Below are 25,140 nucleotides of genomic sequence, written 5' to 3' on the forward strand. Positions count from 1 at the left end.
CCCATTAAGCCATTGAAAACAAAAGAAAAATAAAACCTGGCACGCCTTTTGCCATTAGGGGAAGTGCAAATGATCGAAGCGCGGCAGATTCAAGCGCAAGCGATGTGACTCACTCTCTCGAAAAGGTTAATCCCATGAAGAAATCCACTCTTGCCATTGCTCTGATGACTTCCCTGTTGACCGGTGCCAGCTGGGCCGCTCAAGACGCCAGCGCTCCAGCAGCTGGCGAGGCTCAACGCGCCACCGCAACCAAGGCCGATGCCAGCGCTCCGGCCGAACAAGCCCAACGCGCCACCGCGGCCAAGGGCGACGCCAGCGCCCCGGCTGAACAAGCTCAACGCGCCACCGCGGCCAAGGGCGACGCCAGCGCCCCGGCTGAACAAGCTCAACGCGCCACTGCCGCCAAGGGCGACGCCAGCGCCCCGGCTGAACAAGCTCAACGCGCCACCGCCGCCAAGGCTGACGCCAGTGCACCGGCCGAACAGGCTCAACGCGCCACCGCCGCCAAAGGCGACGCCAGCGCTCCGGCCGAACAGGCTCAACACGCCACCGCCGCCAAAGGCGACGCCAGCGCTCCGGCCGAACAGGCTCAACGCGCCACCGCCGCCAAAGGCGACGCCAGCGCCGCTGAAGCCCTGATCGCCGAAGCCGCGCCGAGCGCCGCCGCCGGTCTGAACCAGGCCGTGCAGGAAGCCGTGACCAAAGCCGCAGCCCAGGTTGGCGCCAATATCCAGACCAGCGTGAAGGCCGGCGAAGTCACCCTGAGCGGCACTGCGCCCAGCGAAGAAGCGCTGCGCCGCGTAGCCGAAGAAGCCTCCCGCGTGCCGGGCGTGACCTCGGTGCGCACCAACGTCAGCCTCAAGGCCGCCGGCTAATACCGCTTTGATTCGTCGGCGCGCAGTCCGCCTGGCTCGCTTGCCCTGAACCGCCGCGCCAACCCACGCTTTACCCGGAGTCGTCCCAAGGAACACACGGAAGTGTGCCCGCCTCCATTCGCCGCCCTGATGGGCGGCTTTTTTTATCCGCGGCCCGACTAGCGTTTCCCGCCGGCCCACACCGCGGCGGCGGCCTCTTCCCTGCTCATATAGCGGTTGATCAGACGCAACATGGTGCCGTCGCGGTTCATGCCGTCCACCAACAGGCGCCATGCCCTGGCTTCGGCTTCCGGGAATGTCCGCTTGGTCAGCACCAGGCTGCGCGGACTGGGCGCGTCGTCCTTCTCCCAGTCGGCCACTCTCACCTTGTCGTCCAAACCATGCTGTCTGATTTTCTGCCGATACACCATGGGCGTGGAGAAAATGCCCGCGACGCGGCGCTGATCCAGCATGCGGAACAGGACGTCCTCCTCCGCCACTTCCACCAAACGACGCTGCACGCCCAATTGCACCACCAGAGGATCGAAATAACGGCTGGTGCTATAGCTGCGCACAATCGCCCAGCGGCTGGACGGCACGTCCCGGATGAAAGCCTCCATCGAGCGGATGGAGTCGGGCACATCGATAGACAAAACCGCGTACTGGCGCAATTGGATGTAGTTGAGGAACCAATAGATTTTGCTGCGTTCCGGGGTCTCGATCGCGGAGCCGGTCATATCCAGCGAGCCGGCCTCCAGCTCCTGCCAGATGCGGGCCCGCGGCATCACCACGAACTCGAACTCGCAGCCGCTGCGCCGGCGCAACTCCTCCGCCACGTCCCGATCCAGTCCGCGGCCGGCGCTGTAGAACTGGCCGATTTCGTAAAAAGCGAAACGGATAGGCCGCGGCGGACACGACACGCCGCTGTGGACGCCGCCGGCCCAGCAGGCCGCCAGCAACAGACATGCTCGCGCCAGTCCTGTTTTCACGGTGGGTACGCCTCCCGGCCATGCCGGATTCATCGCCATGCCCAGCGCACGGCACTCCCCACTATAGGCAAAGCGCCGCCGGCTTTAAGAACCTGTTTACGATCTGCTACGCATCGGCGATACGGCGTTGAAACCGTCTTCAAAATGCTCATGTACCATTTGTACATTCCGCTTTCTCAGCCATTTTCGCCTTGTCTCGCTCTTGCTCGCGAGATCGTAAACACGTTCTAAGAGCCAGCTAGCGTTTTCAGAACTTCATCAAGCTCTTCAAGGCGAGACGCACGCCCTCGCTCACCGTCACGTCGGCCGGCAGCCCCTTGGTGGCGGCCGCGGCCTCCTTCTCGTTGTAACCCAAGGCCAGCAAGGCGTTGACGATGTCGCCCTTTTCATCCGGCGTGGCGGCGAAGGCCAGGCCTCCAGGCGCGGTCAGATTGCTGCCGGTGGCCAGTTTGCCGCGCAATTCCAGCACCAGCCGCTCGGCGGTCTTCTTGCCTATGCCCGGCACCGCGGACAAGCGCTTGATGTCCTCGCTGGCCACCGCCACCGCCAGATCGTCGGTGGTCATGCCGGAAAGAATGGCCAGGGCGATCTTGGCGCCGATGCCGGTCACCTTGACCAATTGCCGGAAGGTCTGGCGGTCCTCCTTGGAGGCGAAGCCGAACAGCAGATGAGCGTCCTCCCGCACCACCAGCTGGGTAAACAAAGTGACTTTCTGGCCCAGCGCCGGCAGTTGGTAAAACGTGGTCATCGGCACATCGAGTTCATAGCCGACGCCGTTGACGTCCAGCACCACTTGCGGCGGCAGCTTTTCCAGAAGATTGCCGCTCAGGCGTCCGATCATGTTCAGGTTCTTTCTATAAAGCGATAACAGGCGCGCCGGCTACACCAGCCGGCCGCCGCGGATTTTCAGGCCGCTTTGCGCCAACTGGCCCAGAGCGCCGGCGCTGAGATTGGCGTGCGCCAGGGCCACCGCCAGCGCGTCGGCGGCATCGGCCTGCGGCGTGCCGGACAGATTCAGCATCCGCACCACCATGTGCTGCACCTGCTCCTTGGCGGCCTTGCCGTGACCGGCGACGGACTGCTTGACCTGCAGCGCGGTGTATTCCGCCACCGGCAGATCCCGCAACACCAGCGCGGAAATGCAGGCGCCGCGCGCCTGGCCCAGCATCAGCGTGGCCGCCGGATTGACGTTGACGAACACCTGCTCGATCGCCGCCGCCTGCGGCTGGTAGGTATCGATCACGCCGAACAGGCCGTCGACGATCACGCGTATGCGCTCGCTCAAAGGCGCGCCCGGAGGCGTGCGGATGCAGCCGGAGGCCACGTAATGGCGCTGCTGGCCCAATAGGTCTATCACCCCGAAGCCGGTGATGCGGCTGCCGGGATCGATGCCGAGAATCCGGCGCGCGCCCGGAAGAGACGGAGCCGACATCGCCTCAGACCAGGCCGGCGCGCAACTGCGCGTCCAACTGCTGCAATTGCTGCGGCGTGCCCACATTGTGCCAGACGCCGCTGAAGTACTCGCCGCTGGCTCGCTCCGCCGCGATCGCCGCGTCGTAGAACGGACGCATCGGCGCGAAACGGCCAGCGGGGAGGCCGGCGAACATCCGGGTATCGTAGAGACCGATGCTGGAGAAGGTCAGCATGCGCGCGCCGTCCGCGCGCAGACCTCCGTCCGGCTCCAGCGCGAAATCGCCGCCGGCATGGAAGGCCGGGTTGTCCGTCATCACCAAGTGCATGCCCGGCTCCTCGCTGCGCTCCAGCGCGTCCAAACGCGGCAGCAGGCCTGCATAGTCGTAATCGGTGTAAATGTCCGCCGCCACGCACAGAAAGGCGCGCTCTCTCCCCGCTCGCAACAAGGGCAAGGCCTTGGCGATGCCGCCGGCGGTTTCCAAAGCTTCGCCCTCGGCGGAGTAAGCGATGCGCGCGCCGAAGCGGCCGCCGTCGCCCAGCGTCTGTTCGATCTGCGCGCCGAGCCAGGCGTGGTTGATCACGATATCGGCGAAGCCGGCCGCCACCAGGCGCTCGATCTGCCAGACGATCAAGGGCTTGCCGCCCACCGTCAGCAGAGGCTTGGGCGCATGGTCGGTCAGCGGCCGCATCCGCTCGCCGCGGCCGGCCGCCAGAATCATCGCTATCGGCATGCTCACCCCTTGTAGCTCAATAACGGATAGGTCGACTGTAGTTCTTCGTCGGTCTGATCCTTGCCCACCAGCTGCAACAGCAGTTGATAGAACGGCGCCAGCTCCTGGTAACGGCGGGTGGTCCGTTTCAGGTATTTGATGAAACGCGGTATTTCGGCGCGGTATTTGTCCTTGCCGTCGCGGTGGAACAGGCGCGCGAAAATGCCGGCCACTTTCAGGTGACGCTGCACCCCCATCCATTCGAAGTCGCGATAGAAGACGTCGAACTCGGCCGGCACCGGCAGGCCGGCGGCGCGCGCCTTTTCCCAATAGCGGATCGCAATGTCGAGCACGAAGGGCTCGTCCCACTCGATGAAGGCGTCGCGCAGCAGGCTGACGATGTCGTAGCTGACCGGGCCGTACACCGCGTCCTGGAAATCCAGCACCCCGGGCTTGCCCGGCGTCAGCATCAGGTTGCGCACGATGAAGTCCCTGTGCACGAACACCTTGGACTGGGCCTGCAACACCGGCAACAAGGCCTTGACCCCGGCGTCCCACAGCTGACGCTGGGCGAAAGTCAACGCCTGCCCCAGCTCCTTGGCACAGAACCATTCAGGAAACAGCGCAAGCTCGCGCGTCAGCAGCGCTTCGTCGTATTCCGGCAACACTCCCGGCCGGCTGGCGGACTGGATCTCCACCAGGGTGTCCAGCGCCTCCAGCAGCAAATGACGCTGCACCGGTTCGCGCGCATCGTGCTCCAAGGCGGCCAGATAGGTCACCCGGCCCAGGTCCTCCAGCAACAGCAAGCCCTGCTCGCGATCGCGCGCCAGCAGCTTGGGAACATTGACCATGGCGAAAACGTCGCGCACTTGCACATAGGCGTCGGTGCTCATTTTTTCCGGCGGCGCGTCCATCACGATGCAACTCGCGCCGTCCGGCCAGGTCGCACGGAAGTAGCGCCGGAAGTCGGCATCCGCGGCCGCGAATTCGAGCCCGATGTCCTGTCCCGGGTACAAATCCGCCAGCCATTTTTTAATGAGTTCCTGTCTATGCATGTCGCTTCGTCTTGGTGCTGATAGAATTGGCTGATTTTATACTGCCCCGCCGCCCCTTAGATATGGCTTTGTGCATGCCCAGAATCAAACCCAATCCGCTGGCCCTGGCGCTGGCGGCCGCGTTTTCCTTACAGCCGGCATTGGCGCTGGCCGATGAAGACGCCCCGATCGCCCTGCCCACCCCGCCCAAGGCCGAAGGCCAGACCCACGTCACCGCCGACGATATGGACGGCGAGATGAACGTGGAGCTTAAAGCCCGCGGCAACGTGGTGGTCACCCGCGACGACCAGAAGCTGGAGTCCGACTGGCTGGACTATTACCAGAACAAGGACAGGATCAAGGCCGGCGACCGTTTCAAGATGACGCGCGGCGTCGACGTGGTCACCGGCACCACGCTGGATTACAACGTCGCCAACTACAGCGGCACCGGCATGGACCCGGTGTTCGCGATGGGCAAACCGGCGCCGGCCGCCAAGGGCGCGCCGGCAAGCGCCCGCCCGATGAGCACGGTGCCGATGCGCGGCGACGGCCAGCAGGTGGACTTCCGCGGCCAAAACCAGTATCGGGTCTACAACAGCCGCATCAACAGCTGCGAGCCTGGCGACGACTCTTGGTATCTGAATTCCTCGCTGCTGGACCTCGACTACGTCAACGGCGTCGGCACCGCCCGCAACGCCAGGCTGAACTTCTACGGCGTGCCCATTCTGTACACGCCGTGGATGGATTTCCCGCTCAACGGCAACCGCAAGAGCGGCTTCCTGCCGCCCACTTTCAAGACCGGCAGCAACGGCACCGAGGTCGCGCTACCCTACTACTGGAATATCGCGCCCAACTACGACGCGACCATCACTCCGCACTTCAACGACAAGCACGGCCCCATGCTGGGCGCGGAGTTCCGCTATCTGCAGCCCAACTACTCCGGCTCGGTTTACACAGAGCAACTGCCCAAGGACAAGGTCACCGACAAGAACCGCTACGCTTGGTACGCGACACATGGCCAGACATTGGCGCCGGGCCTGACCTTCGGCTACAACGCCAACTACGTCTCCGACCCCAACTACTTCAAGGATTTCGGCGACCGCCTCAGCATCGCCACCAACGTCAACCTGGTACGCGAAGCCTGGCTCAGCTACGGCTTCGGCTGGCAGGGCGGCTCGGCCAACGCCACCTTGCGCGCACAACGCTATCAGACCCTGCTGGAAAACCCCGCGCCAGGCGACATTCCCTACGCGCGACTGCCGCAGCTGACTTTCACCGCCAACCAGCAACTGCCACAAGGCTTTAGCGCCAATTTGCAAAGCGAGTTGACTCGCTTCTCGCATCCGACGCTGCAGACCGGCGACCGCCTGGTCGCCTATCCCAGCCTGACCTGGAGCCTGGACAAGAGCTGGGGCTTTCTGCGGCCTAAGATCGGCCTCCACCTGACCGAATATAATCTGGACGCCTTGCCCGGCCAGCAGAGTCGCTCGGTGTCGCGCAGCCTGCCCATCTTCAGCACCGACGCCGGCCTCTACTTCGACCGCGACACCGAGTTCCTGGGTCAGGACCACCTGTTGACGCTGGAGCCGCGCTTGTTCTACGTCAATATTCCGACCCGCAGCCAAAACAATCTGCCCAATTTCGACACTTCGGAAAACGACTTCAATTTCGCGCAGCTGTTTACTGAAAACCGCTTTTCCGGCTCCGACCGCATCAACGGCGCCAATCAGTTAACCACAGCGCTGACCAGTCGCTTGATCAGTCAGGAAAACGGCATGGAACGAATCCGGCTGACGGTGGGCAAGCGCTACTACTTCAACCAAGACGACATCACTCTGGCTGGTATTCCACAACAGCGCACCGTCAGCGGCTCCAATCTGTTGCTGGGCGCCGGCGGCGATCTGGCCCAGGGCTGGCGACTGGACAGCTCCTACGAATGGAATGAGGCGCTGAAAACCACCGAGCGCTACAATGCCCAGCTGCGCTACAACCCGGCGCCCGGCAAGGTGCTCAGCGCGCGCTACCGCTATGGCCGTTACGAGCAACAAGACAACACTTCGCTCTACGGCCCGCTGCGCCAGATCGACATCGGCGCTCAATGGCCGATCGCCAAGAAATGGTATGCCTTGGGCCGCTACAACTACTCGCTGGCCGACCGCAAGCCGCTGGAACAACTGGCCGGATTCGAGTACAACGACGGTTGCTGGTCGGCGCGCCTGGTCGGCCAACGCTATGTCAGCGATCTGACCACCACCAAGAACGCCATTTATTTCCAGCTGGAATTCAAGGGCCTTGGCGGCTTCGGCAACAATCCGCTCAACACGCTGAAGCTGGCGATTCCCGGCTATAGCAAGACTAACGATTTATAAGCGATGATCATGAAACAGACTCTGCTCGCCCTGCTGCTGGCCGGCGCCCTGCAAGGCGCCGTCGCAGCTCCCGCCGCCCCGGTCAAAGAAGTGGACCGCATAGTCGCGGTGGTCAACAAGAACGTGATCACCTGGCTGGACCTGCAAGCCCGCGTCGACGAGGCGGTCAAGCAATTGCAGGCTCAGAACGTGACGCCGCCGGCGCGCACCGTGCTGGAAAAACAGATGCTGGAACAGATGATCACCGAGGAGGTTCAGCTGCAGTACGCCGCCAGCGGCGGCCTGCGCATCGACGACGCCGCGGTGGATCAGGCAGTGGCGAATCTGGCCAAGCAGAACAAGATGGACGTGGCCGGCCTGAAAGCCCAGCTGGCCAAGGAAGGCCTCGCTTTCGACAAGCTGCGCGCCGAAGTGCGCAAGGAACTGACCATCGCGCGCCTGCGCGACAGCGAAGTCGCCGCCAAGGTCAACGTCAACGAGACCGAAGTCGACCAGGTGCTGAAAAGCGCGCAGAGCGGCAACCGCGCCGAATACCACCTGGCCAGCGTCCTGATCAACGTCCCCGAGCGCGCCGACGCCAAGCAGATCGACGCCCTGTCGAAGAAAGCGGAAAAAGCCTTGGCTGAGCTGGACGCGGGCCAACCCTTCGCCAAGGTGTCGGCCAGCTACTCCGACGCCCCCAACGCGCTGAAAGGCGGCGACATGGGCTGGCGCAGCGCGGTATCGCTGCCGGTTGAGTTCGTGCAGATGCTGGAACAGCTGAAGACCGGCCAGCACACCAATGTGATCCGCACCCAGCAAGGCTTCTTCATCTTCCAATTGCAGAACAAGCGCGACAGCGGCGCGCCGTTGATGGTGGAGCAATACAATGTGCGCCACATCCTGATCCGCACCAACGAGGCGGTGTCGGCCAGCGACGCCAAGACCCGCATCGAGCAGGTGCGCGACCGCATCCAGCGCGGCGCCAAGTTCGCCGACATGGCCAAGCTCTACTCCGAAGACGGCAGCAACGCCAAGGGCGGCGACCTGGGCTGGGTCAACCTGGGCGATCTGGTGCCGGATTTTGAAAGCGCGATGACGCAGCTGCCTATCGGCCAGCTGTCGCAGCCGGTGCGCACGCCCTTCGGCTGGCATTTGATCCTGGTGGAAGGCAAGCGCAATCAGGACGTGTCCGGCGACCGCGAGCGGCTGGCGGTCAAACAGCAGATCCGTTCCCGCAAGATAGAGCAGGCGTACGCCGACTGGGTGCGCCAGTTGCGCGACTCCGCCTTCGTCGAAGAACGGCTGGACGAGAAGTAAACATGCATGAAGCGAGCATGAGCGCCCCCGTGCTGGCCATCACCACCGGCGAACCGGCCGGCGTCGGCCCGGACCTGGTACTGCGGCTGACGGAAGCCGGGGTCGACGCCCGTTGCGTGCTGATCGGCGACAAGACCCTGCTGGCCGCGCGCGCGCGCCAGCTGGGCCTTGCGCTCTCGCTGCGCGACTACGCGCCGGGCGCCCCGGCTCCGGCGGAAGGACTGGAAGTTTGCCATGTGCCGCTGGCGGCCCCCGCCGTCCCCGGACGGCTGGACCCGGCCAACGCCGGTTACGTGCTGGCGACGCTGGACCGCGCCATCGACGGCTGTCTGGCCGGCGAGTTCGCCGCCATGGTGACCGCGCCGGTGCACAAGGGGGCAATCAACGACAGCGGCGTCGCCTTCTCCGGCCACACCGAATACCTGGCCGAACGCACGCGCACGCCCAAGGTAGTGATGATGCTGGCCGGCGGCGGCATGCGCGTGGCGCTGGCCACCACCCACCTGCCGCTGCGCGAGGTCGCCGACGCCATCACGCCGGACAGCCTGGAGCAAGTCGTCCGCATCCTGCACGCGGACCTGCGCGCCAAGTTCGGCATCGCCGCGCCGCGAGTGCTGGTCGCTGGCCTGAACCCGCATGCGGGCGAAGGCGGCCACCTGGGCCGCGAGGAAATCGAAGTCATCGAACCTCTGCTGGAGCGGCTGCGCGGCGAGGGCATGGATCTGGTCGGGCCCTTGCCCGCCGACACCCTGTTCAATCCCGACAAGCTGCGGCATTGCGACGCGGTGCTGGCGATGTATCACGATCAGGGCTTGCCGGTGCTCAAATACGCCAGCTTCGGCACCGGCGTCAATATCACGCTGGGGCTGCCCATCGTCCGCACCTCGGTCGACCACGGCACCGCGCTGGACCTGGCCGGCAGCAGCAGCGCCCACCCCGGCAGCCTGTTCGAAGCGGTGCAACTGGCGGCTCAGCTGGCCGCCCCCGCCGCAGGCTGAGTCAGCGGACGATCACCTCGTCCGGCAGCTCGTTGACACCGGGGCCGCCTCGGCGCGGCGCATGCTCGATCAACAAGGCGTGTATGCGCCACAAGCCGGCCTCTAGGCCGGCCACTCGCTTGCCCTCCGCCATCGCGCGGCCGACTTCGGCGCAAATCTCCTCCCAGGCTCCCGACGGCACGCGCCGGTCTATGCCGCGATCGGCGACGATTTCAATTCGACGCTCCGCCAGCAGCACGTACACCAGCACGCCGGTGTTTTCCTCGGTGTCCCATACCCGCAACAGACCAAACCACTCCAAGGCCCGCGCGCGCGCGCTCATACCGCGCCAGGCGTCGCGCCAATCCAGCGCCGACTCCACCACAAAGCGCAGCTGACCGGCGTGTTCGCGTTCCGAAGCCGCGATGCCTTGCTGCAAACGCGCCAGCTCCGCGGCGGGAAAGCGCCGTCGCGCCAGCCAGCCGGTGCTGGCCAGATGCCGCAGCGCCCTATGCCATGATTTCCACATCACCAATCTCCCGAAGCGCCGCCGCCGCCAAAACCGCCGCCGCCGCCGGACCAACCACTCCCACCGCGGCCGCCGCCAGCTCCACCGCCTCCGCCCCAGCCGCCGCCTCCGCCGCCGAACGACACCCCGTGGGAACCGATCACCAGACAAAGCAGCGCCGCCACCGCCCCGGCCAGCAAGGCGAACACGACGCCTGCGCCCAGCAACAAGGCCGCGACGACGCCCAGGCAGCCCATGATGAAGCTGCCGATCAGCCGCCCGAACAGGCGGCTGACCATGCCGGCGCCGAACAAGACCGCGAACGCCAGCGCCGGCCAGCTGTCTTCCCAGCCCTGCTGCTGAGTCTGCGCCGGCGGCGGCAGTTTCTCGCCGTCGATCAGGCCCTCCAGCTGTTCAAGCGCCGCCTGGATGCCCTGGAAACGCAAGCCCTGCTTGAACAGCGGCCGCAGCGTGTCCTGCAGGATGCGCTTGGCGTAGATATCGGGAATCGCCCCCTCCAGGCCGCGCCCCACCAGCAGCTGGCTCTTGCGCTGGTCCGCCACAATCAATAGCAGCACGCCGTCGTCCACCCCCTTGCGGCCCAGCTTCCAGGCGTCCATCACCCGGGTGCCGTAATCAAACGGCGTCTCCGGCTCGACCGAAGGCACGATCAGCACCGCCAGCTGGCTGCCCTTGCGCTGATGAAACGCCAATAATTGCCGTTCCAATTGCCCGCGCTCGTCCGTCGATAAAAAGCCCGCCAGGTCCACCACCGGCGAACTGGCCGGCGGCACCGCCAGCTCCGCCCGCGCCAATTGTGCGCACAGCAGCAGTACAATACCCAAGCAACGCCATAGCGCCGTCATCTTATTTGCTCGCCTCCGGCTCGCCGAAGCTGACCTGCGGCGCGGCGGAGATGGCCTTCTCGTTCTCCACCGTGAAATTCGGCCGGGTCTTCAGGCTGAACATCATCGCGGTCAGATTGTTGGGAAAGGTGCGAACCGTGCTGTTGTACGCCTGCACCGAATCGATATAACGCTTGCGCGCCAGCGCGATGCGGTTCTCGGTGCCCTCCAGCTGCGCCTGCAGATCGCGGAACGATTGATCCGCCTTCAGCTGCGGATAGTTCTCCGACACCACCAGCAGGCGGGACAGCGCCGAACCCAGCTGATTCTGCGCCGCGGCGAAGTCATTGAGCTTTTTCTCGTCCGTCGCCGTCGCCGGATCCATCTGGATGCTGCCCACCCGCGCCCGCGCGGCGGTCACTTGAGTCAGCACTTCTTTTTCATGCTTGGCGTAGCCCTGCACCGTCTTGACCAGATTGGGGATCAGATCCGCGCGCCGCTGGTATTGGTTGATCACCTCGGACCAGGCCGCGTTGGCCGCCTCGTCCTGGGTCTGCATCGCGTTGTAACCGCAGCCGCTCAGCGACGCCGCCAACAACAAAGCCATCGCCCACTTCTTCCACATCATCCTGTTCTCCATTCCCGTCCTGCCCGCGCCATCCAAACGGGCGCAGCGCATCCAAGCCTCAGTTTACCCATAAAACGCATAAAATCAGCAGCTTTCGCCCCGCAAACGGAATAGCGCACAGCATTCCTTCTCCCGCGCAGCCAGGCCGCGGAAAACGGCGCGCCCCGCCCCCCGCCGTCCCTGCCCAACAATATACAATCTGCGCCAATATCTTGAAGTAAAGAGGGAAATCCCTAGTGAATGCAGGTTTTTCGCAACGCAACAATTGGGCTACACTGGTGGACGTTTTTCCAATAATGACAGCTGCACGGACAATGACCACCACCACCCAAGCCCGTGTGCGGGAGATCCCGTACAACTACACCTCGTATTCCGATCGCGAGATCTTCATCCGCCTGCTGGGCGCGCCGATGTGGAAACTGCTGGAGGAGCTGCGCGCCGAACGCAAGACCGGCCGCTCCGCCCGCATGCTGTTCGAAGTGCTGGGCGATATCTGGGTGGTGGACCGCAACCCCTATCTGGTCGACGACCTGCTGGACAATCCCAAGCGGCTGGCGGCCTTGGTGGACGCGATGCGCCACCGGCTGGCCGAAGTGGAGAAACGCCGCGAAGGCAACGACAAGGTGGGCAAGATGCTGACCGCGGCGCGCGCCGCGGTCGAACGCTTCGCCGAGCAATTCGAAGACACTCGCGAGCTGCGCGCCAAGATCCTGAAAAAACTGTCGCGGCTGACCCGCCGCGACAACATCCAGTTCGACGGCCTGTCCCGCGTCGCCCACGTCACCGACGCCACCGACTGGCGCGTCGAATATCCGTTCGTGGTGCTGAGCCCGGACGGCGAGGCCGAAATCGCGCCCCTGGTGCGCGCCTGTATCGAGCTGGGTCTGACCATCATCCCGCGCGGCGGCGGCACCGGCTACACCGGCGGCGCGGTGCCGCTGGACCGCATGAGCGCGGTGATCAACACCGAGAAGCTGGACCGCCACCTCGGCGTCGAGCAGATCGAACTGCCCGGCCTGGACGGCCCCCGCGCCACCATACAATGCGGCGCCGGCGTAGTCACCGCCCGCGTCGCCGAAGCCGCGGCCGCCTCCGGCCTGGTGTTCGCGGTGGACCCCACCTCGGCGGAAGCCTCCTGTATCGGCGGCAATATCGCGATGAACGCCGGCGGCAAGAAAGCCGTGCTGTGGGGCACCACGCTGGACAACCTCGCCAGCTGGAAAATGGTGGACGCCAACGGCCAATGGCAGTTCATCGAACGCCTGAGCCACAACTACGGCAAGATCCACGACGTCGACGTCGCCCGCTTCCGCGTCAGCCAGCTCAAGGACGACGGCCAGACCGTCGTCTCCAGCCGTCAGTTGGACATCCCCGGCAGCGCCTTCCGCAAAGTGGGCCTGGGCAAGGACGTCACCGACAAATTCCTGGCCGGCTTGCCCGGCGTGCAGAAGGAAGGCTGCGACGGCATCATCACCAGCGCCCGCTTCGTGCTGCACCGCATGCCCAAGCATATCCGCACCGTCTGTCTGGAATTCTTCGGCACCGTGGCCGAAGCCACGCCGGCCATCGTCGAAATCACCGATCTGTTCAAACCCGGCGGCGCCGCGCTGGCCGCCGGCGTGCAGCTGGCCGGTCTCGAACACCTGGACTGGCGCTATGTGCGCGCGGTGTCCTATGTGACCAAGGCCAAAAGCAAGGGCCGACCCAAGATGGTGCTGATCGCCGATCTGGTGTCCGATCACGAGGACGCGGCGGCGGAAGCCGCCAGCCAGGTGGTGAGGCTGGCCAACGCGCGCCACGGCGAGGGCTTCATCGCCATCACCCCGGAAACGCGCAAGCGCTTCTGGCTGGACCGCAGCCGCACCGCCGCCATCGCCAAGCACACCAACGCCTTCAAGATCAACGAAGACGTGGTGATCCCGCTGCCGCGGCTAGGCGATTACAGCGACGGCATCGAACGCATCAATATCGAACTGTCGATCCAGAACAAGCTACGCCTGCTCGACACCCTGACCGAGTATTTCCACGGCCGGCTGCCGGTGGACAAGCTGGACACCAATCTGCCGTCGGAAGAACTGATCGGCGACCGCCGCGCCTCGGCGCTGTCCCAGCTCGCCATCACCCGCGACCGCTGGCAATGGCTGTTGGAACACCTTGACCGTCCCTTCCACGAATACCGCGAGCGTTGGCCGAACGCGCCGCTGGAAGACGCCGCCGCCGCGCCGGACAGCGTGTTCCACGCGCTGCGCGACCTGGTCGTGCGCGTCAGCTGGAAGCGCGAAATGCAGGCCGAGTTGGAACAACTGTTCTCCGGCAACACCGACGGCCCCATCCTGGCCGCCATCCGCGCCATCCAGCAGAAAGTGCTGCGCAGCCGCGTGTTCGTCGCGCTGCACATGCACGCCGGCGACGGCAACGTCCACACCAACCTGCCGGTCAACTCCGACGACTACGAGATGCTGCAGAGCGCGCACAAGGCAGTGGAGCGCATCATGGCGCTGGCGCGCGCGCTGGGCGGCGTGATTTCCGGCGAGCACGGCATCGGCATCACCAAGCTGGAATTCCTCAGCGAGGAAGAAATCGCCCCGTTCCGCGCCTACAAGCAGCAAGTGGACCCCAACGGCCACTTCAACCGCGGCAAGCTGCTGCCCGGCGCCGACCTGGCCATGGCCTATACGCCGTCCTTCTCGCTGCTGGGCGCGGAATCGCTGATTCTGGAGCAATCCGACATCGGCGCCATCAGCGACTCGATCAAGGACTGTCTGCGCTGCGGCAAGTGCAAGCCGGTGTGTTCCACCCACGTGCCGCGCGCCAATCTGCTGTACTCGCCGCGCAACAAGATCCTCGGCGTCGGCCTGCTGACCGAGGCCTTCCTCTACGAGGAGCAGACCCGCCGCGGCGTCAGCCTCAAGCACTTCGAGGAATTGTCCGACGTCGCCGACCACTGCACGGTCTGCCACCGCTGCGTCAAGCCCTGCCCGGTCAAGATCGACTTCGGCGACGTCTCGGTGGCGATGCGCAACTTCCTGCGCAAAACCGGCAATAAAAGCTTCAACCCCGGCACCGCCGTCGGCATGGCCTTCCTCACCGCCAAGGACCCGGCCACCATCAAGGCCTTGCGCACCGGCCTGGTCGGCGTCGCCTACAAGGCGCAGCGGCTGGGCAACGCGGTGGGCAAACGGCTGGGCCTGATCGGCTCCCAGACCCGGCAGCCGCCGGCCACCGTCGGCAAGGCCCCGGTCAAGGAGCAGGTGATCCACTTCATCAACAAGCCCATGCCCGGCGGCCTGCCCAAGAAAACCGCGCGCGCGCTGCTGGACGTGGAAGACGCCAGCATCGTGCCCATCATCCGCAATCCCAAGCTGTCGGAAGACGCGGAAGCGGTGTTCTACTTCCCCGGCTGCGGCTCGGAACGCCTGTTCAGCCAGGTCGGCCTCGCCACTCAGGCCATGTTGTGGCATGTCGGCGCGCAGACGGTGCTGCCGCCCGGCTATCTGTGCTGCGGCTATCCGCAGACCAGCGCCGGCTATCAGGACAAGGGCGACGCCATCACCACCGAGAACCGGGTGCTGTTCCACCGCGTGGCCACCACGCTCAACTACCTGGACATCAAGACCGTGGTGGTCAGCTGCGGCACCTGCTACGACCAATTGTCGCAATACCGCTTCGAGGACATTTTCCCCGGCTGCCGCATCATCGACATCCACGAATACCTGATGGAAAAAGGCGTCAAGCTGGAAGGCGTCGGCGGCCAGCAATACCTGTACCACGATCCCTGCCACACGCCGATGAAGGCCTACCAGCCGATGAAGGTGGTCAACGAGCTTTTGGGCGGCGGCGTGGCGCTGTCGGACCGCTGCTGCGGCGAATCCGGCACCTTCGCCGCCAGCCGGCCGGACATCGCCACCCAGGTGCGCTCGCGCAAGGAAGAGGAAATCAACAAGAACCTGCAGGCCCTGACCGGCGGCGCCAAACCGGCCCAGCCGGTGAAGATCCTGACCTCCTGCCCGTCCTGCCTGCAAGGCCTGTCGCGCTACAGTCCGGACACCGGCACCGAGGCGGACTACATCGTGGTGGAAATCGCCAAGCACGTGCTGGGTCCCAACTGGTTGAAGCAGTACGTGGACCAGGCGCGCGACGGCGGCATTGAGCGCGTGCTGCTGTAAGTTGAAGAAGGACAATCCATGGACAACAAAGCGCTGATCATCATCGACGTTCAATACGGCCTGATCGAAGGCCAGCCGCGCGCCGGCCGCGCCGACGCCGTGCTGGCCAACCTCAACCGCGCCATCGCGCTGGCGCGCCGCCAAGACATGCCGGTGATCTTCATCCAGCACGACAGCGGCCCCGGCAGCGATCTGGCGCGCGACAGCGACGACTGGCGGCTGCATCCGGCGCTGGCGCGCGAGGACGGCGACGTCGTAGTGCACAAGCGCTTCAGCGACAGCTTCCAGCGCACCGCCTTGAACACCTTGTTGCGAGACGGCGAGATTGAGGAACTGTGGCTGGCCGGCTCCGCCACCGAGTTCTGCGTGGACAGCACGCTGCGCTCAGCGATGTCGCAGGAATACGCCGTCACCCTGATCGCCGACGCCCATACCTGCAAGCCGCGGCCGCGGCTGAGCGCGGAACAGGTGATCGATCACTTCAACTGGGTCTGGTCCAATCTGGACGAGACGCCCAAGCCCTTGCGGGTGCGCGGCATCGCCGAACTGGAAAACGGCGCGGCTTAAACAAAAACCGCCGGGCATGCCCGGCGGTTTCTCTTGCCTGCTTCCGTCTTACTTCAGCGGCGAAGCCACCGAGGCCTTGGCCGCCGCCTTCTTCTTGGCCGCGGCGGCGTCCTGACGCACTTCGCTGGTGGTCTTCAACAAGGTGCCTTGGGCATCGTCGCCGTCCAGAGACCAGCTGAACACCCCGCCCAACTGCTGCTGGCGCACGTAATCCAACTTGGTGCGGATGGTGGCCGGGTCGTCGTAGCTCCAGAACTCGTTGCCGTCGTAGGTCCACAGCTGTTTGCTGACCGGATGCACGAACTGCTTGGCGGAACGGGTCTTCAGCACTTTGTAGTCCTCGATGCCTGCCTCGTAAGTGCCCTTGCCCGCGCCGGTGGCCACCTGGTACAAGCCGTCGGCCTTGGGCCCAGCGGCCACGCCGGTCCAGCCGCGGCCATAGAACGGAATGCCCACGTTCAGCTTGGCCTTGGGCACGCCGGCGGTGACCAGGGTCTGGATCGAGTCATTGACGTTGTAGTAGACGCGATCGCCCGTCACCGGCGCGGCCGGGTCGCGGAACAGATTGGACTGGAAGTTGGTCGGCCCCTTGGCGTCCCAGCCGCCGTTGAAGTCGTAAGTCATCACATTGATCCAGTCCATATAGGCCGCGTACTTGGCCGGCTCGGTCTGGCGGATCTTGTCGACGCCGGAGCCGATCGCCGCGGTCAGGTAGTAGCGGCGCTTGTTCTGCGCGGTCAGCGCGTCCAGCTGGCTGCGGAACTCCGCCATCAGCAAGGTGAAGTTCTGCTTGTCGTTGGGATCCACGCTATTGCTAGGCAGGCCGCCGCCGCCCGGGTATTCCCAGTCGATGTCGATGCCGTCGAACACCCCCTTGGCCGCGCCGGCGCCGCCGGCGTTCTCGCCCACCGGCAGATTGCCTTTCAGATACAGATCGATGCAGGACGCCACCATGGTCTTGCGGCCGGCGTCGGTGGCGGCGAACTTGCCGAAATTCTTCGACCAGGTCCAGCCGCCCAACGAAATCAGCACTTTCAGCGAGGGATTGGCCAGCTTCAGCTTGCGCAGCTGATTGAAGTTGCCGCGCAGCGGGTCGCTCCAGCTGTCGGCCTTGCCGTCCACCGACTCATTGGCGCCGAAGGATTTCTGGTAATCGGCCCAGGCGTCGCCGCCGTCGCCGTTGCCGTTCTCGGCGCGGGTCACCATGCCGCATTTGCCGTCGGCGTAGACGTTGCCGAAGGCGTAATTCAGGAAGGTCAGCTTCTTGTCGCCGCCGGCGTCCACCAGATTGCGCAGCTTGTAATTGCGGCCGTAAATGCTCCATTGCGCGAAATAGGAGCCGACATGGCGGCCCACGGTCGGCGTCGGTTCCGGCGGCACCCCGGTGCCCGGGCCTGGGCCCGGATCGCCGCCGCCCGGCGTGCATTCGCTGGCCGGCCGTTCTTCCCACGGCCCCCATTGATCCGCGCCAGGCTGATTGTTCTGCGTCCACCACTTCGCGCGCCAGGTCTTGTTGGCGTACAAGGCGTAGTCGCCGCCGTTATAGGTCTGCGCGTTGCTCCACGCGTTGCAGGCCGGCGCGGCGAACGCCGCCGCGCTGCTCAACAACAAGCCAGCCCCCCCAAACAGCGCCGACAACGTCAACGAAAGTTTCGACATTCGGACCTCCTCAATTCTGTCAGTGATCACGGCAGCGTCATGCTGTCCCCGCTGCAGCACCGCAAGCCGGCGTTTTAGTTCGGACATGTGGTATTACAGTGGTATCAGATTCGAGCAATCACTCCACCGCTGCCAACCCAAATTTCACCAACCTGTCCTTAATAACAGTTAAAACAGGTCAAAAGGATTGCCTTACGTCGACATCGACGCGACGAATGCTCAAAAGTGCCGAAAAAATCAGATATACATGGATTTGGCGGAATTTATCGCAAGAAAATCGGAGAAAACGACGTAAACAGCGCATTTGGCGCTGGCGGTTTCCTGAGGGAGACAAGCAGCCAAACGCTGCAGGAATGCCTGTTGGCAATTGGAGACAATGCTTCACAACAAAAGCATGGGCTTCACAAAACCATGCCACTACAAAACCATTGCGTTTTCAATCACAGCTCAAACGCAAGCCGCGCCCGGCCCAAAACGCGAAAAGGAGGCCGTAGCCTCCTTCCGATACCCTGCCTGTAGCCGCAGAATCAAGCCGCTTTTTTCACATGCGCTTTTTTGTGGTGGTGCTTCTTCGCGTGTTTTTTGGCGGCTTGCGCTTTTTGGGCGGCCGGAGCGGAAGCCGCTTTCTTGGCGTGCTTCTTGTGATGGTGTTTCTTGGCGTGGTGCTTCTTGGCGTGCGCCGGAGCGGCGGCCTTGGCGGCCGGGCCGGAGGCGTCGGCGGCGAAGCCGGCGGCGGAAGTCAGGCCGAGTACGGAAGCCAGGATCAGTGCGGTGATCTTTTGCATGATGTTTCTCCAAGTCTGCGACTTATCGGTTGTCAGGGCACCGTCCTGGTGCGTCCTTGAATTCATCATATGCAAGCCGATTCGCCTCAGTCTGTGAGGCCTGTGTTAAATCGTGTAACCGATCGTACAAAGCCGTCAGAGCCTGCGAGCAAGAGCGAGATGAGGCGAAAACTAGCGAAACAGCGGAATGTCCGAATGGCACATGAGCATTTTGAGCTTGTGCTCACCGTTCAACGCTTCACGAAGTGCAGCAGACTTTGAACAGGCTCTCAGAACCTGTTTACGATCTGCTGCGCTGCGGCGATACGGCGTTGAAAACACCTTCGAAATGCTCATGTACCGTATGTACATTCCGCTTTCTCAGCCGTTTTCGCCTTGTCTCGCCCTTGCTCGCGAGATCGTAAACACGTTCTCAGGCCTGCGCAGGCTCCTTGGCCGCCACCCGCGTCACCAGGATCTGGTCGATCTTGTGATTGTCGATGTCCACCACCTCGAACTTGTAGCCGGCGTACTGCACGCAATCGGTGCGGCGCGGAATCTTGCGCAGCATATACATCATGAAACCCGCCACCGTCTCGTAGTTCTGGTCGTCCGGCAACTCGTCGATCTCCAGCACCCGCAACACATCCTCCACCGGCGTGATGCCGTCCACCAGCCAGGAATTCTCGTCGCGCTTGACGATCTGCTCCTCCTGCCCTTGTCCGACCAGATCGCCCATCACCGTGGACATCACGTCGTTGAGGGTGATCAGGCCCACCACAAAACCATATTCGTTCAGGATCACGGCGAAATCCTCGCGCGTGCCCTTGAACTGGTCCAGGGACTCCGACAAGGTCAGCGAATCCGGAATCATCAGCACCGTTTTCAACAAGCCCGGCTCTTTCAAGGAGATCGCCCGTCCGGCCAGCACCCGACGCAACAAGTCCTTGGAATCGACGTAGCCGACCACATTGTCGATGCCGTTGTCGCAGACCAAGAACTTGGAGTGCGGCTGCTCCGCCACTTTGGACTTGATGCTGTCCTCCGCCTCGTCCAGCGTGAAATAGATGATGCTCTCCCGCGGCGTCATCGACGACGGCACCAGCCGGCTTTCCAGCTCGAACACGTTCTCGATCACCTGGTGTTCCTGCCGATGCAGCACGCCGGCTTCGGCGCCGGCGTCCATCATCGCCGAGATGTCGTCGCTGGTGATCTCGTCGCGCGGGCTGGTCGGCATGCCCACCAGCCGCAGCAGCAGACCGGACAGTTCGTTGAACAGCCACACCAGCGGCTTGAACAGCAAGACCATGAACAGCATGGGACGCACGATGCGCACCGCCACCGACTCCGCCGCCACCATGCCCAGGCGCTTGGGGGTCAAGTCGGCGAACAGGATGAACAAGCTGGTCACCAACAGGAAGGAGGCCAGGAAGCCCAGGCTCTGCGCCAGCTCCGGGGACAGGAAAAAGCCCAGCACCCGGGCGAAGAAGGGCGTGAACGCCGCCTCGCCGACAATGCCGCCGAGGATGGCCACCGCATTGACGCCTATCTGCACCACGGTGAAGAAATGGCCCGGATGCTCCTGCAAGGCCAACACCTTCCCGGCGTTGGCGTTGCCCTCGTCCAGCATCTGGCGCAAGCGGATCTTGCGCGAGGCCGCCAGCGAAATCTCCGATACCGAGAAAAAGGCGCTGGCCAGGATCAGCGCCAGAATAATCATCATATCCGTCATCAAGCTCTCCGTTTTTGCCCGCCGCAGCGCCTGAACACCGCACAGGCGACGGCATAAGGCAGAAGGCATGATAAATAGTTCAAATCATAATTTCTGTAATGATAGCAGCGAACCGGGGTTTAGCCGAAGCCCGCGGCAACCGTTACAATAAGGCTTCCGCATTTCAAAAGGCCGCCATCATGGATTGTGAATTGTGCCGGGGCCCGTCCGGGCAAGTATTGCACGAAGACAACCGCCTCAAGGTCCTGCTGGTGGACGAGGAAGGCTATCCCGGATTCTGCCGGGTGATCTGGAAGGCCCACGTCAAGGAAATGACCGACCTGTCCGTCCTCGACCGGCTGCACCTGATGGACTGGGTCCATCATGTCGAAACCGCGCTGCTGCGCTGCACGCAAGCGGCCAAGATCAACCTGGCCAGCCTCGGCAATATGGTGCCGCACCTGCATTGGCACGTGATCCCCCGCTTCGCCGACGACGCCCACTTCCCCGCTCCGATCTGGGCCGCCGCCCGCCGCCAAGGCGCCCCGCGCGCCTGGCCGCAGCTGGCGGAGCAATTGCGCCGGCAGCTCGCCTCCGCCCAAACCCATTGCTGGCTGGACTATCAGATCCAGGTCGACCTGGTGCCGGACGGGCTGGAAGGCGCCGATTTGGCCTGCTACCGCTTCTTCGCGGAATCCGGCCTAAGCTGGCCGGTGGACGGCGTGGACGCCGACGGTCGCCACTGGCTGGCGCTGCGCCGTTGCGGCCGGGACGGTTCCGAGCAAGTGGACACCCTGCGCCTGGAGTCCGGCAGCTACCGGCTGCTGCCCTGCCCGCGTCCATACCAGGCCGAATTCCTGCGCTGAGACCCGATGCCGTCCGCCGGCAGTGAAGCTGTCCGGCGCCGACCTGGCGTCGCGGATCCGGCCAAAGCCGGTCCGGCGCCCCACCTCCCCAATCTGAAAGAGGAATGCCATGCACCAAACCTTGATCTCCGCGGAACAGCTGGCGGCGCTGCCGACGGAACGCCTCGTGATTCTGGATTGCCGCTTCCGGCTGGACCAAGCTGACTATGGCTTGACCGTCTATGAAGCCGGCCACCTGCCGAACGCGCATTACCTGAACCTGGATTACCATCTGTCCGGCAGCAAGAGCGGCGGCAACGGCCGCCATCCGCTGCCCGACGGCAGCCGCTTGGCGGTGGACTTCGGCGCGATCGGCATCACGCCGGACACCCAGGTGGTGGCCTACGACGACGCCGCCGGACAATACGCGGCCCGCGCCTGGTGGCTGCTGCGCTGGCTGGGCCACTCCGCGGTCGCGGTGCTGGACGGCGGCGTCCCAGCCTGGACCCGGGCCGGCTACGCCCTCGACAATCAGGCGGCGGAACGCCGTCCCTGCCGTTTCTCGATCAAACCGGCGCTGGAAGACACAGTCGACGCCGCCGCCGTGCTGGCCAATCTCGAGCATCCGGCCTTCACCGTGGTGGACGCCCGCTCCGCCGAGCGCTTCCGCGGCGAAGGCGAGACGCTGGACCCAGTGGGCGGCCATATCCCCGGCGCGGCCAACCGCTTCTTCATGCACAACGTCGACGCCGACAACCGCTTCAAGCCGGCTGAGCAACTGCGCGCCGAATGGCTGGCGGCGCTTGACGGCGTCGATGCGGCGGACGTCGTTCATCAATGCGGCTCCGGCGTCACCGCCTGCCACAACCTGCTGGCGATGCGCCACGCCGGTTTCGAAGGCGCCCGGCTCTACCCCGGCTCCTGGAGCGAGTGGTGCAGCGACCCGGCGCGGCCGGTGGCGCGTTAGCGCCTGTTCAAAGTCTCACGAGCAAGGGCGAGGCAAGGCGAAAGCTGGCGAAAAAGCGGAATGTACACGCGGTACACGAGCATTTTGCGCAGGTGCTCGCCATGCAAGGCTTCACCAAGCGCAGCAGACATTGAACAGGTTCCGAGGCTCAGGCCAGCATCAACTCCTGCAGCAGCTCCTGACCGAAACGCCAAGGCCCAAGGCGCGCGGCGCTGCCCAAATGCCCGTTCGCGCCGGCGTCGACCAAGGGACAGCCCCAGGCCCGCGCCATCGCCTCCGCCTCGGCCATCTCGCAGAACAAATCGTCGCGGCTGGCCACCAGCATCGCCGGCGCGGGCAAGCGCAGCATCGGCGCGCTGAAGCCGGCGAACGCGGGCAAGGGCGCGTCCTCCGGCAGTTCGCCGCTGGCGCGCGCCCGCGCCTCGCTGATGGGCAAGGCGGGCGGTGCCACCAGCAACAGCCCTTGCAGCCGCTTCTGCTCGCGCAGCGACAGCGTGCGCAGCCAGGCCGCCGCCGCGTGGCAGCCCAGGCTGTGCGCCGCCAGCAGCCAGCGGCCCGGCACCTGCTCCAGCGTGCGCCGGATGCCGTCCACCCAGGCCTCGCATTCCGGGTACAGCCAATCGTCCTGCTCCACCCGGCGCGCCAGCGGATAGCAGCGTTCCCAGCTGGTCTGCCAGTGTTCGGCGCCGGAGTTGCCCCAACCCGGCACCGTGATCAAGGTGACGTCGTCCTCGTCCAACATCACAAGCTCCGCTCGTAATCGACGATCAGCGGCGCATGGTCGGAAAACTTCTCGTCCTTGTACACCGAGGCGTTGCGCGCCAGTTCCATCAGCGACGGCGTCACGATGTGGTAGTCGATGCGCCAGCCCACGTCCTTGGCGTAAGCCTGGCCGCGGTTGCTCCACCAGGTGTAGCCCGGCGTGTCCGGATACAGGCTGCGCCACACATCGCGCCAGCCCACCCGGCCCAGCAAGTCCGTCATCCAGGCGCGCTCTTCCGGCAGGAAGCCGGAATTCTTCAGATTGCCCTTCCAGTTTTTCAGATCGATCTCATTGTGGGCGATGTTCCAGTCGCCGCAGATCACGATGTCGCGGCCGGCCGCGCGCAGCGTTTCCAGATGCGGCATGAACACGTCGAGGAAATCGAACTTCACCTGCTGGCGCTCGTCGCTGCTGGAGCCGGACGGCAGATACAGCGAAATCACGCTGAGATTGCCGAAGTCCAGCTGCAGGAAACGGCCTTCGGCGTCTATCCAGTCGACGCCCAGCCCCTCCACCACCGCGTCCGGCCGGTGGCGGGTGTACAGGCCGACGCCGCTATAGCCTTTCTTTTCCGCGTAGTGGAAATAACCGGTCATTCCATCCGGCTGACGCATGCGCTCGGACAGATCGCCGGCCTGGGCCTTCAGTTCCTGTACGCAGACGAAATCGGCGTTGATGCCGGCCAGCCAGTCGAAGAAACCTTTTTTATCGGCGGAGCGGATGCCGTTCAGATTGGCGGAAACGATTCGAAGCAAGAGACTCTCCCGTGATATGCTTGCCGGCAATTTTTTCAGCCGTTCAAACAGTTAACAGTTAATAAGGAGTAACGATGAGCGATTTCCGTCAGGATTTTATTCGTTTTGCGCTCGACAAGCAGGTTTTGAAGTTTGGCGAGTTCATCACCAAGGCCGGCCGCAAGTCACCCTACTTCTTCAACGCCGGCCTGTTCAACGACGGCCTGTCCACTTTGCACTTGTCCCGCTTCTACGCCAAGTCGATACTGGAAAGCGGCGTGCAATTCGACATGCTGTTCGGTCCGGCCTATAAAGGCATCATCCTGGCCGCCGGCGCGTGCATGGCCATGGCGGAACAGGGCCGCAATACGCCCTTCGCCTACAACCGCAAGGAAGCCAAGGATCACGGCGAAGGCGGCACTCTGGTGGGCGCTCCGCTGCAAGGCAAAGTGCTGATCATCGACGACGTGATCTCGGCCGGCACTTCGGTGCGCGAATCGGTGCAGCTGATCCGCGCCGCCGGCGCAGAACCGGCCGGGGTGGCCATCGCGCTGGACCGCATGGAGCGCGGCAGCGGCGAATTGTCCGCGGTACAAGAGGTTGCCCAGCAACACGGCCTGCCGGTGATCGCCATCGCCACGCTGAAAGACCTGCTCGGCTTCCTGGAACACAGCCCGGAACTGGCGGCGCACCTGGACGCGGTGCGCGCCTACCGGGCGCAATACGGAGTCAACGACTGATGAAACCTGCCGGACTCGCGCTGCTGATATTGGGAACCGCCGCCTACGCCGGCGGCCTCTACAAGTGGGTGGACGAGTCCGGCAAGGTGCACTACAGCGACTCCCCGCCGCTGCAGAGCCAGCAGCAGGGCGTCGCCGAGCTGTCCAAGCAGGGCGCCGTCACCAAGCCGGCGGAAAGCCCGGCCGCGCGCCAGGCGCGCGAAGCCGCCGAAGCCGCGCAAAAACAGCGCGACGCCCAGCAATTGGAAAACACCCGCCGCGACAACGCGCTGGTGGAAAGCTACGCCAATCTGCAGCAACTGCAGGCCGAACGCGCCAAACAGCAGGCGGTGCTGCAAAGCGCGCTGGATGCGCTGCAGCAACGCGGCCGCGGCCTGGCGCTGCAAATTCAAGGCATTCAGCAAGACATCGCGCAGAGCCAGCGCAACAAGCAGCCGCCTCCGCAAAACAGCCAGCGCAATCTGAACGTGCTGCAGGCGGAACAACGCGACCTGGCCAAGCAAATAGCCGTCAAGCAACAGGAATTGGCGGCTTTCCGCCAAAAAACCCAGAGCGACCTCAACCGTTACCGGCAATTGCGCGGCGGCTAGCCCGCCGG

Annotated in this window: 23 protein-coding genes; 10 read left to right on the forward strand and 13 right to left on the reverse strand. The window is 64.3% G+C overall.

The window, feature by feature from the left end; genetic code table 11:
• Positions 1–134: 134 nt before the first annotated feature.
• The gene (locus tag VK98_RS07695; RefSeq protein ID WP_082158823.1) at positions 135–875 is read left to right on the forward strand and encodes a BON domain-containing protein; all 741 of its coding nucleotides are present in this window, start codon (positions 135–137) and stop codon (positions 873–875) included.
• A 158-nt stretch (positions 876–1,033) separates the two neighbouring features.
• On the opposite strand, the gene VK98_RS07700 is transcribed toward VK98_RS07695, so the two are convergent.
• The 5 genes from VK98_RS07700 to amgK form a co-directional block, all read right to left on the reverse strand.
• Positions 1,034–1,843, reverse strand: a complete 810-nt coding sequence (locus VK98_RS07700) for an ABC transporter substrate-binding protein (RefSeq protein ID WP_197082994.1) — start codon at positions 1,841–1,843, stop codon at positions 1,034–1,036.
• A gap of 247 nt (positions 1,844–2,090) precedes the next feature.
• Positions 2,091–2,684, reverse strand: a complete 594-nt coding sequence (gene ruvA / locus VK98_RS07705) for a Holliday junction branch migration protein RuvA (protein ID WP_048413490.1) — start codon at positions 2,682–2,684, stop codon at positions 2,091–2,093.
• A gap of 39 nt (positions 2,685–2,723) precedes the next feature.
• Entirely contained in the window at positions 2,724–3,275 is a 552-nt protein-coding gene (ruvC, locus tag VK98_RS07710; RefSeq protein ID WP_048413491.1) for a crossover junction endodeoxyribonuclease RuvC, read from the reverse strand.
• 4 nt (positions 3,276–3,279) lie between these two features.
• Complete coding sequence (murU, locus tag VK98_RS07715; RefSeq protein ID WP_197082995.1) at positions 3,280–3,987, reverse strand: N-acetylmuramate alpha-1-phosphate uridylyltransferase MurU; 708 nt, start codon at positions 3,985–3,987, stop codon at positions 3,280–3,282.
• A gap of 2 nt (positions 3,988–3,989) precedes the next feature.
• Entirely contained in the window at positions 3,990–5,021 is a 1,032-nt protein-coding gene (amgK, locus tag VK98_RS07720) for an N-acetylmuramate/N-acetylglucosamine kinase AmgK (RefSeq protein ID WP_048413492.1), read from the reverse strand.
• 74 nt (positions 5,022–5,095) lie between these two features.
• Between amgK and VK98_RS07725 the strand changes: the two genes are divergently transcribed.
• From VK98_RS07725 to pdxA, 3 genes are read left to right on the forward strand one after another with little or no spacing between them, the layout of a single operon-like run.
• The gene (locus VK98_RS07725) at positions 5,096–7,369 is read left to right on the forward strand and encodes an LPS-assembly protein LptD (protein WP_048413671.1); all 2,274 of its coding nucleotides are present in this window, start codon (positions 5,096–5,098) and stop codon (positions 7,367–7,369) included.
• A 9-nt stretch (positions 7,370–7,378) separates the two neighbouring features.
• Positions 7,379–8,668, forward strand: a complete 1,290-nt coding sequence (locus VK98_RS07730) for a peptidylprolyl isomerase (RefSeq protein WP_197082996.1) — start codon at positions 7,379–7,381, stop codon at positions 8,666–8,668.
• 17 nt (positions 8,669–8,685) lie between these two features.
• Positions 8,686–9,666, forward strand: coding sequence for a 4-hydroxythreonine-4-phosphate dehydrogenase PdxA (gene pdxA / locus VK98_RS07735; protein WP_048413494.1), 981 nt, complete (start codon positions 8,686–8,688; stop codon positions 9,664–9,666).
• 1 nt (position 9,667) lies between these two features.
• Here the strand turns inward: pdxA and VK98_RS07740 are convergent, their stop codons facing one another.
• From VK98_RS07740 to VK98_RS07750, 3 genes are read right to left on the reverse strand one after another with little or no spacing between them, the layout of a single operon-like run.
• Positions 9,668–10,174, reverse strand: a complete 507-nt coding sequence (locus VK98_RS07740; protein ID WP_048413495.1) for a TPM domain-containing protein — start codon at positions 10,172–10,174, stop codon at positions 9,668–9,670.
• Positions 10,174–10,998: a YgcG family protein gene (locus tag VK98_RS07745; RefSeq protein WP_231589227.1), complete on the reverse strand. Its 825-nt coding sequence runs from the start codon at positions 10,996–10,998 to the stop codon at positions 10,174–10,176. The genes VK98_RS07740 and VK98_RS07745 overlap by 1 nt, the downstream gene beginning before the upstream one ends.
• Before the next feature lie 22 nt (positions 10,999–11,020).
• Entirely contained in the window at positions 11,021–11,623 is a 603-nt protein-coding gene (locus VK98_RS07750) for a LemA family protein (protein WP_156187797.1), read from the reverse strand.
• A gap of 317 nt (positions 11,624–11,940) precedes the next feature.
• Between VK98_RS07750 and VK98_RS07755 the strand changes: the two genes are divergently transcribed.
• Together VK98_RS07755 and VK98_RS07760 are read left to right on the forward strand one after the other, a co-directional pair.
• Positions 11,941–15,792, forward strand: a complete 3,852-nt coding sequence (locus VK98_RS07755) for a DUF3683 domain-containing protein (protein WP_048413498.1) — start codon at positions 11,941–11,943, stop codon at positions 15,790–15,792.
• An 18-nt stretch (positions 15,793–15,810) separates the two neighbouring features.
• Complete coding sequence (locus VK98_RS07760) at positions 15,811–16,359, forward strand: cysteine hydrolase family protein (RefSeq protein WP_048413499.1); 549 nt, start codon at positions 15,811–15,813, stop codon at positions 16,357–16,359.
• Between the two features lie 48 nt (positions 16,360–16,407).
• Here VK98_RS07760 and VK98_RS07765 read toward each other — a convergent pair whose 3' ends face one another.
• From VK98_RS07765 to VK98_RS07775, 3 genes are all read right to left on the reverse strand, one after another.
• Positions 16,408–18,018 carry a glycosyl hydrolase family 18 protein gene (locus VK98_RS07765; protein ID WP_048413500.1) on the reverse strand — a complete coding sequence of 537 codons (1,611 nt, stop codon included), beginning with the start codon at positions 18,016–18,018 and terminating at the stop codon, positions 16,408–16,410.
• A 527-nt stretch (positions 18,019–18,545) separates the two neighbouring features.
• Positions 18,546–18,878, reverse strand: coding sequence for a hypothetical protein (locus tag VK98_RS07770; protein WP_197082997.1), 333 nt, complete (start codon positions 18,876–18,878; stop codon positions 18,546–18,548).
• 337 nt (positions 18,879–19,215) lie between these two features.
• The gene (locus VK98_RS07775) at positions 19,216–20,514 is read right to left on the reverse strand and encodes a hemolysin family protein (protein WP_231589228.1); all 1,299 of its coding nucleotides are present in this window, start codon (positions 20,512–20,514) and stop codon (positions 19,216–19,218) included.
• Between the two features lie 179 nt (positions 20,515–20,693).
• Here VK98_RS07775 and VK98_RS24485 point away from each other — a divergent pair, with 179 nt between their 5' ends.
• Positions 20,694–21,359 (forward strand): HIT family protein, encoded by a 666-nt coding sequence (locus VK98_RS24485; protein ID WP_156187794.1) that lies wholly within the window; start codon positions 20,694–20,696, stop codon positions 21,357–21,359.
• Between the two features lie 109 nt (positions 21,360–21,468).
• Complete coding sequence (locus tag VK98_RS07785) at positions 21,469–22,305, forward strand: sulfurtransferase (protein ID WP_048413503.1); 837 nt, start codon at positions 21,469–21,471, stop codon at positions 22,303–22,305.
• A 148-nt stretch (positions 22,306–22,453) separates the two neighbouring features.
• Here VK98_RS07785 and VK98_RS07790 read toward each other — a convergent pair whose 3' ends face one another.
• Together VK98_RS07790 and VK98_RS07795 are read right to left on the reverse strand one after the other, a co-directional pair.
• Positions 22,454–23,047, reverse strand: coding sequence for an alpha/beta hydrolase (locus tag VK98_RS07790; RefSeq protein WP_048413504.1), 594 nt, complete (start codon positions 23,045–23,047; stop codon positions 22,454–22,456).
• A complete protein-coding gene (locus VK98_RS07795; protein ID WP_048413505.1) occupies positions 23,047–23,823 on the reverse strand; it encodes an exodeoxyribonuclease III in 777 nt (258 codons plus the stop codon). The genes VK98_RS07790 and VK98_RS07795 overlap by 1 nt, the downstream gene beginning before the upstream one ends.
• A gap of 74 nt (positions 23,824–23,897) precedes the next feature.
• On the opposite strand from VK98_RS07795, the gene pyrE reads away from it, so the two are divergent.
• Together pyrE and VK98_RS07805 are read left to right on the forward strand one after the other, a co-directional pair.
• The gene (gene pyrE, locus VK98_RS07800) at positions 23,898–24,542 is read left to right on the forward strand and encodes an orotate phosphoribosyltransferase (RefSeq protein WP_048413506.1); all 645 of its coding nucleotides are present in this window, start codon (positions 23,898–23,900) and stop codon (positions 24,540–24,542) included.
• Complete coding sequence (locus VK98_RS07805) at positions 24,542–25,132, forward strand: DUF4124 domain-containing protein (protein WP_053077281.1); 591 nt, start codon at positions 24,542–24,544, stop codon at positions 25,130–25,132. Before pyrE ends, VK98_RS07805 begins: the two co-directional genes overlap by 1 nt.
• Positions 25,133–25,140: the final 8 nt, after the last annotated feature.

This window comes from Chromobacterium sp. LK11 (assembly GCF_001043705.1).
In the GTDB taxonomy this organism is placed as follows: Bacteria; Pseudomonadota; Gammaproteobacteria; order Burkholderiales; family Chromobacteriaceae; genus Chromobacterium; species Chromobacterium alkanivorans.

Bases quoted from the DNA above. Each gene is read 5' to 3' on its own strand.
- VK98_RS07760 (WP_048413499.1), top strand. From the start codon at position 15,811: ATGGACAACAAAGCGCTGATCATCATCGACGTTCAATACGGCCTGATC.
- VK98_RS07785 (WP_048413503.1), top strand. From the start codon at position 21,469: ATGCACCAAACCTTGATCTCCGCGGAACAGCTGGCGGCGCTGCCGACG.
- VK98_RS07740 (WP_048413495.1), bottom strand. From the start codon at position 10,174: ATGTGGAAATCATGGCATAGGGCGCTGCGGCATCTGGCCAGCACCGGC.
- pyrE (WP_048413506.1), top strand. From the start codon at position 23,898: ATGAGCGATTTCCGTCAGGATTTTATTCGTTTTGCGCTCGACAAGCAG.
- VK98_RS07805 (WP_053077281.1), top strand. From the start codon at position 24,542: ATGAAACCTGCCGGACTCGCGCTGCTGATATTGGGAACCGCCGCCTAC.
- VK98_RS07750 (WP_156187797.1), bottom strand. From the start codon at position 11,623: ATGTGGAAGAAGTGGGCGATGGCTTTGTTGTTGGCGGCGTCGCTGAGC.
- VK98_RS07695 (WP_082158823.1), top strand. From the start codon at position 135: ATGAAGAAATCCACTCTTGCCATTGCTCTGATGACTTCCCTGTTGACC.
- ruvC (WP_048413491.1), bottom strand. From the start codon at position 3,275: ATGTCGGCTCCGTCTCTTCCGGGCGCGCGCCGGATTCTCGGCATCGAT.
- murU (WP_197082995.1), bottom strand. From the start codon at position 3,987: ATGCCGATAGCGATGATTCTGGCGGCCGGCCGCGGCGAGCGGATGCGG.
- VK98_RS07755 (WP_048413498.1), top strand. From the start codon at position 11,941: ATGACCACCACCACCCAAGCCCGTGTGCGGGAGATCCCGTACAACTAC.
- VK98_RS07790 (WP_048413504.1), bottom strand. From the start codon at position 23,047: ATGTTGGACGAGGACGACGTCACCTTGATCACGGTGCCGGGTTGGGGC.
- VK98_RS07725 (WP_048413671.1), top strand. From the start codon at position 5,096: ATGCCCAGAATCAAACCCAATCCGCTGGCCCTGGCGCTGGCGGCCGCG.
- pdxA (WP_048413494.1), top strand. From the start codon at position 8,686: ATGAGCGCCCCCGTGCTGGCCATCACCACCGGCGAACCGGCCGGCGTC.
- VK98_RS07775 (WP_231589228.1), bottom strand. From the start codon at position 20,514: ATGACGGATATGATGATTATTCTGGCGCTGATCCTGGCCAGCGCCTTT.
- ruvA (WP_048413490.1), bottom strand. From the start codon at position 2,684: ATGATCGGACGCCTGAGCGGCAATCTTCTGGAAAAGCTGCCGCCGCAA.
- VK98_RS24485 (WP_156187794.1), top strand. From the start codon at position 20,694: ATGGATTGTGAATTGTGCCGGGGCCCGTCCGGGCAAGTATTGCACGAA.
- VK98_RS07730 (WP_197082996.1), top strand. From the start codon at position 7,379: ATGAAACAGACTCTGCTCGCCCTGCTGCTGGCCGGCGCCCTGCAAGGC.
- amgK (WP_048413492.1), bottom strand. From the start codon at position 5,021: ATGCATAGACAGGAACTCATTAAAAAATGGCTGGCGGATTTGTACCCG.
- VK98_RS07765 (WP_048413500.1), bottom strand. From the start codon at position 18,018: ATGTCGAAACTTTCGTTGACGTTGTCGGCGCTGTTTGGGGGGGCTGGC.